General features: G+C 33.5%; 3 protein-coding genes and 1 pseudogene. 1 reads left to right on the top strand and 3 read right to left on the bottom strand.

What is annotated here, in order from left to right; all coding sequences use genetic code 11:
* Positions 1 to 110 precede the first annotated feature (110 nt).
* Both P8H68_RS06390 and P8H68_RS06385 read right to left on the bottom strand, forming a co-directional pair.
* Positions 111 to 1,640, bottom strand: a complete 1,530-nt coding sequence (locus P8H68_RS06390; RefSeq protein WP_300322595.1) for an arylsulfatase — start codon at positions 1,638 to 1,640, stop codon at positions 111 to 113.
* 45 nt (positions 1,641 to 1,685) lie between these two features.
* Positions 1,686 to 3,353, bottom strand: coding sequence for a DUF5060 domain-containing protein (locus tag P8H68_RS06385; RefSeq protein ID WP_300322594.1), 1,668 nt, complete (start codon positions 3,351 to 3,353; stop codon positions 1,686 to 1,688).
* A gap of 673 nt (positions 3,354 to 4,026) precedes the next feature.
* Between P8H68_RS06385 and P8H68_RS06380 the strand changes: the two genes are divergently transcribed.
* On the top strand, positions 4,027 to 5,436 hold the full coding sequence (locus P8H68_RS06380) for a tetratricopeptide repeat protein (RefSeq protein ID WP_300322592.1): 1,410 nt from the start codon (positions 4,027 to 4,029) through the stop codon (positions 5,434 to 5,436).
* 55 nt (positions 5,437 to 5,491) lie between these two features.
* Here the strand turns inward: P8H68_RS06380 and P8H68_RS06375 are convergent.
* A pseudogene (locus tag P8H68_RS06375) lies at positions 5,492 to 5,741 on the bottom strand (hypothetical protein); the annotation flags it as partial.

Genomic DNA, 5,741 nt, shown 5'->3' with positions numbered 1-5,741 from the left:
AACCTGTGCATCAATCTCTGGATTAGAAAAAGGCTTGTTCGTGTTTTTCTGAGCGAAAACTACGCTTTGAACACAAAGTAACACGAGTAGAAAAAAATATTTTTTCATTGTTATTTCTTTTTCAGATTAGAATATTCCGTTCCTCTAATAGCCTCAAATTTCTTTAATAATTCGGCCAATTTCTTAGGGTTTTCTTTTGCTAGATTGTTCTTTTGACTTGGATCTTTTTTTAAGTTATATAACTGAAAATCTGTATCCACTCCCGTTTCCACAAATGAATTCCAACTCATTTTAGCACCTTTATAGGGTGGAATCATTACCCAATCTCCAGTTCGATAAGAGGTTTTTGAACCTGCTTCTAACACCAACTCTTTTCGTCCTTTCTTACTCTTTCCTACAAGAGCAGACAACACATCTTCACTGTCTGTAGCCTCTACTTCAACATCCAAAAGACTTGCCATAGATGCCAATAAATCAATCTGACAAACTAATGCATTAGACACTTTAGGTTTTATAGTCCCTTTCCAGTATACCATAAACGGAACTCTAGTTCCTGCATCAAACAAACTATACTTTCCACCTCTTAAAACACCAGCCGGCGTATGATCTCCTAATTTCTCAATGGCATCATCATAATACCCATCTTGTAAAACAGGTCCATTATCACTTGAAAAAACAATAATGGTATTTTCTAATAATCCTTCTTCTTTTAAGGTTTTCATAAATTCACCAATCATAAAATCAGCCTCTAAAATCACATCTCCTCTTGGTCCCATTCCCGACTTACCAACAAATCTTGGATGCGGAGTTCTAGGCACATGCGGTTGCTGTAATGCATAGTACAAGAAGAATGGTTTTTCTTTATGATTTCTCACATATTGCTGAGCCTTCCCTAAAAAGTGATCCGCCATATCCACATCACTCCATTTAGCGGCTTCACCACCTTTCATATATCCAATTCTTGGGATCCCGTTTACAATGCTGTTGTTATGACCATGATGCCATTTCATTGTTGTTAATTCTGGATTATCTTTCCCCGTTGGCTCTCCTTCAAAGTTTTTCTTATAACTAACAGAGATCGGATCCTTAGGATCCAAACCATCAACTCTTCCATCTTTTATATACACCGTTGGTGTTCTGTCTTGCGTAGCAGCCAAAATATAAGCATCATCAAAACCTACTTCATTTGGACCAGGAGTAATATGTTCATTCCAATTCACATTCCCTGCTCCAAGTCCTAAGTGCCATTTACCAACTATTGCAGTTTGATAGCCTGCTTTTTTAAACATCTTAGGCAAGGTTTCTTGTTTCGTTGTAATGATCAAAGGAGCCGATCCTGGCAAAATTTTAGCTTTCGGATTTCTCCATGGATACACACCCGTTAGCAAACCATATCTACTCGGCGTACATGTTGCGGAAGTCGCATATCCATTTGTGAACTTAACACCTTCATTGGCCAATACATCCATATTAGGCGTTTGTAATTCTGTTGCTCCATAGGCACTCAAATCACCATACCCCAAATCATCCAAATAAATAACCACAACGTTTGGTTTTGGTGGATTCTTTGCGAGAATAGTAGATTGTACAAATAATAAACTTACTATAAGCGTAAGCGTTAAAGAGATTTTTACTTTCATTTTAATCGTATTTATATTACAATACCTAAACGGTATCGATTTCATTTATTTATCTTTTAAATTTCGAATAATCAAAACGGAATCCGCTGCATTTCTCCAAGGGCGAGCGTCCCAAAAACCGTATTTATGTTTAAACTCTAATGCTACCTCATCAGTAAATTCACCGGTAATAGTATTGAACCACTGCCACGTCGCTTTTTCATAATTAAACTCGTTCGTTAACAAACGTTTGATATCATCAGAGTGCACCTCTTTTGGCATATATTGCATGACAACTCCTTCTTTTCGGTTTAACAGTACGTAAGATCTCGCGTTGTATTTTATAATTGGTTCAAAATTCTCAAAATGAACCCTATCAAATAAAGTTCTCATATTCTTAAAATAATCAAAACGAGGCTTTAATACACCTTCTGGCTGTTCAAAGGGATTATGAATTACGGCACTCCAGGCCGCTGCCTGCCAATAATAAGTAGTATAGACACCTGCAAAAAGACACAAATAATTTCTTCTTAGGCAACTTTCCGCATTGGAAAATCCGCCAGGAAAAACATTATATGGAGACGCTTCATAACCACCATGTTCAATATTAAAAACAGGTTTATTAGGGAAGTTCTTATATACTCTCAACATACTTTCATGCAATGATAATTTCCAATCTTGAGTAGATATAAAATCTACCTTTTCTTTATGGTTTTTACAAAATCCATAATCATGAACAGAAACCAATCGGTTAAAGCCATCTAAATTTCTTGTACGATCTATACGCTCCTCAATATGCTGAACAATATTTTTATTTTGAGCGATTGCAATTTTATTAGCTGCTTCCTTTGACACATCCCAAATTATATTCGGAAATGCTTGATATCGTTTGATGACATGGTCATAATACATATTATCCGCTTGCGAACCCGCTTTTGGCCAAGCCACCTGTTTATTCCAAACATAAATCATTAAATGACTTACTATCTCCTTGTCATGCAACTCAGAAATCACCTTGTCAAAATGCTTGAAAAAATCAATATTTAATGCTGAATAATCGGGAGATGAGTTAGAACCTAAAAAAGGAAAAATATCTTCTCGAGCACCATAATTATGCTCAGGATTATTTTTCAAGTTTTCGTCTTTTACCCAGTCTAAATCCGGATCGTAAGCATAGACATTCATGACAACTTGATTGAACCCATTTTTATTGATCAGATTCAAAAGATGCTTTGTCTTTGGAATTTCTTTTTGACCATAGTCTAAGGCAAAAAGCCAGTCACATTCAAAAGCTAGATTAAAATAATGAGATCCATCTTCGTAATAAAAATGTCTTGGATCGTCGAGGTTTTTCACAATACCACCATGTCGTTCTTTCTTTTCATTTTTTCCAATTAAAAACTTCCCTCGTTTCCCATGCAACTCTTTTATTTCGGATTCAATCACAAAGGATATTTTCCCGGTCACCCCACTAGAATATCGCAACACCCAAGTTTTATCTCCATTATAAAACAATGGAACCCTTTGCTTTTTTCCACCATTATTAAAAACAGCAACAACATTTTTTTCAAATGGGTTTTGCACCTCATTTTTTAGAGTGTAAACAAGATCACTCACCTCCCATTGTACCATTCTAATAGAACGATAGGATTTAGGATTTTCTACTACATTTATTTGAGAAAACCCCAAATTTGATAGAAGAATAAAAAAACTCAATACTGCTAATTTTCTCATAATCGATTTAAATTTCAATTTCACATGCAACTGTTTCTTTCAACAATGGACAAGTTACACAACATCATTGATAAAATGCTTGTGATAAACCCTTTGTCTTCCTTTAAAAACCATATGGTTTACACATTCCGAACTCATAAAAAACTCAACCAAAATAAAATTTCAATATTCACCACAGTCCAAACCATTTTTAAATCGAAAATAAACACCCATAAAACAAATAATTTCGTAAACAATACTAGACAAAGACTTAGCTGTTTTTCACTTAACAAGCAATCCCCAATTTCAAAAAATTCCAAACCTGTCATAATTTACTCTCTTAAAAAACCCAAAAACAATAGTCAATTACTAGTCAAAATCATAAAACCAACTCTACAACAAAAACATAAACAACTTATTTAAAGAAAGTTAAAACACATCATAAATAGTCCAAAGAAAAATCATGTTGTAATGTTAGTTCCATATTGTCTATCTTTGAAAGATGAAATATTTGATGAAACTCACACATACTTCTCTCCTTTATTTTTTATTGATTTTTAACAATTCTGGATTCTCACAAACTGATGCAAATTCCAATAACACTAGTCAAGGACTCACAACTGGTCTCAGGATAAAACTCAACAATAAAAGCAACTTAAATCATCTCACAACTTTAAAATCAGTTGAAATAGAGATGGAGACTGCACGAAAAAAACAAGACACTTTACTAACTGCAAGATTACTGCATAAAAAAAGTGACCTGTATACCTATATTGGTCAATACGATCTTGCCTATGATGCCTTATGGGATGCATTATTACTCACGGAGTCTATTTACCACAATAATACTTTATTGTTAATTCATAGAAACCTAGGACATCTTTATGATTTGTATAATAAAGATTCTCTTGCTTTATCACATTTAAAAACTTCTCTTAACATCTCAAAAAAGTTGGTAAGCAAGAAAATAGAAAGACCCCATCAATTGATCTCCTCTTATTTTAGTTTGGCGTCCTTCTGGAGACAACGAAACAATTATTCTTTAAGTTTAAAATACTTAGATTCCTGTCAACAAATTGCTCCTGCAAGAGAATTACCATATGTGATGACTGACAAAGGTTATTGCTATATGCAACAAGGAAAATTAGAAGAAGCTAAAGAACTTTTAACACGTTCCTTAGAATTACACAGACAAAAAGGTACACCCTACGAAATTGTTACTCTTTCATTTTTGGGTGATTTAAAAAAAATATTATTGGAATATGATGAAGCTTTAGACTTCTACAAACAAAGCTTGGAACTACAAGAAAAGTTACAAGTACACAAAGAAAAACGTCCAGAAATTCTGCAAAAGACTTCTGATATTTATGTCCTTAAAGGAGATTTGAAAAATGCCTTAAATTATTTAAAAGCCTCCAAAAACAGTTCTGACAAATTATTTAGCACCACCAGTAGAAACAATAAAAGGCTATTTGAAATAAAAAACAAATACGCGCAAGAACTAACTCAGAACAAAAAATTAATTCTAACACAACAAGAAAAAATTGAGGAAAACAAGTCCAAGATGATAAGAGCGATTAGTGTTTTTGTATTTATTATTTTATTAGTTTTTGGAGCGTATATCTTTTATTACCAAAAAGCAAAAATAAAAAAGCTTTCTTTGGTAAGACAGCATGATAAAGACAAAACAAATGCGGTATTAGAAGTAAAAAGTAAGGAATTAACTGCTCATGCTTTAAAGATGATAGAAAAAGAAGAAGCCGTACAAACCTTGTTAGAAATCATCAAAAAAGACAATCCGAAAGAGTATCATGCCTTAGCTAACAAATATGCAAAGGGCTCTGATAATTCTTGGGAAGAATTTAATTTAAGATTTACAGAAGTGAACAATACCTTCTACGAATCATTGTGCAAAAAACACCCTAATTTATCTGCCACAGAATTAAAACACTGTGCTTTGATCAAATTAAACTTCAACAGTCACGAAATGTCTAAATTTTTGAATATTTCTCTACAAAGTGTTCATACATCTAGATATAGGATTAGAAAAAAGATTGGTTTAGACTCCAACTCCAGTTTGGAAACTTATATTGGAGCCATTTAAACGAAAAATCCTGAGTCAATTGATTCAGGATTTTTTGTTAAAAACGATAATACGATTATTTGAACTGATCGTACTCAGGATTTATTTTAGCATTTTTAAAACGCGGTCTATCCTTCCACATATCATAAGTGGCTTTTAATTGAACCGATGCCTCTGGATACTTTCCTTGATCATCTGTCTTTTCTTCCCATTGACTCAATACGGTTCTATGTTCCTCCAATATCTTAGAATAAGTTGGATCTAAAGCCAGATTATTCATTTGGTGCACATCATTTTTCAAATCATACAATTCCTCTACCGGCTTT

The sequence above is a fragment of the Flavicella sp. genome, from assembly GCF_029238425.1.
Taxonomy (GTDB): domain Bacteria; phylum Bacteroidota; class Bacteroidia; order Flavobacteriales; family Flavobacteriaceae; genus Flavicella.
Note: the sequence above shows the minus strand (reverse complement) of the source record. Positions and strands in the feature narration are given on the sequence as shown.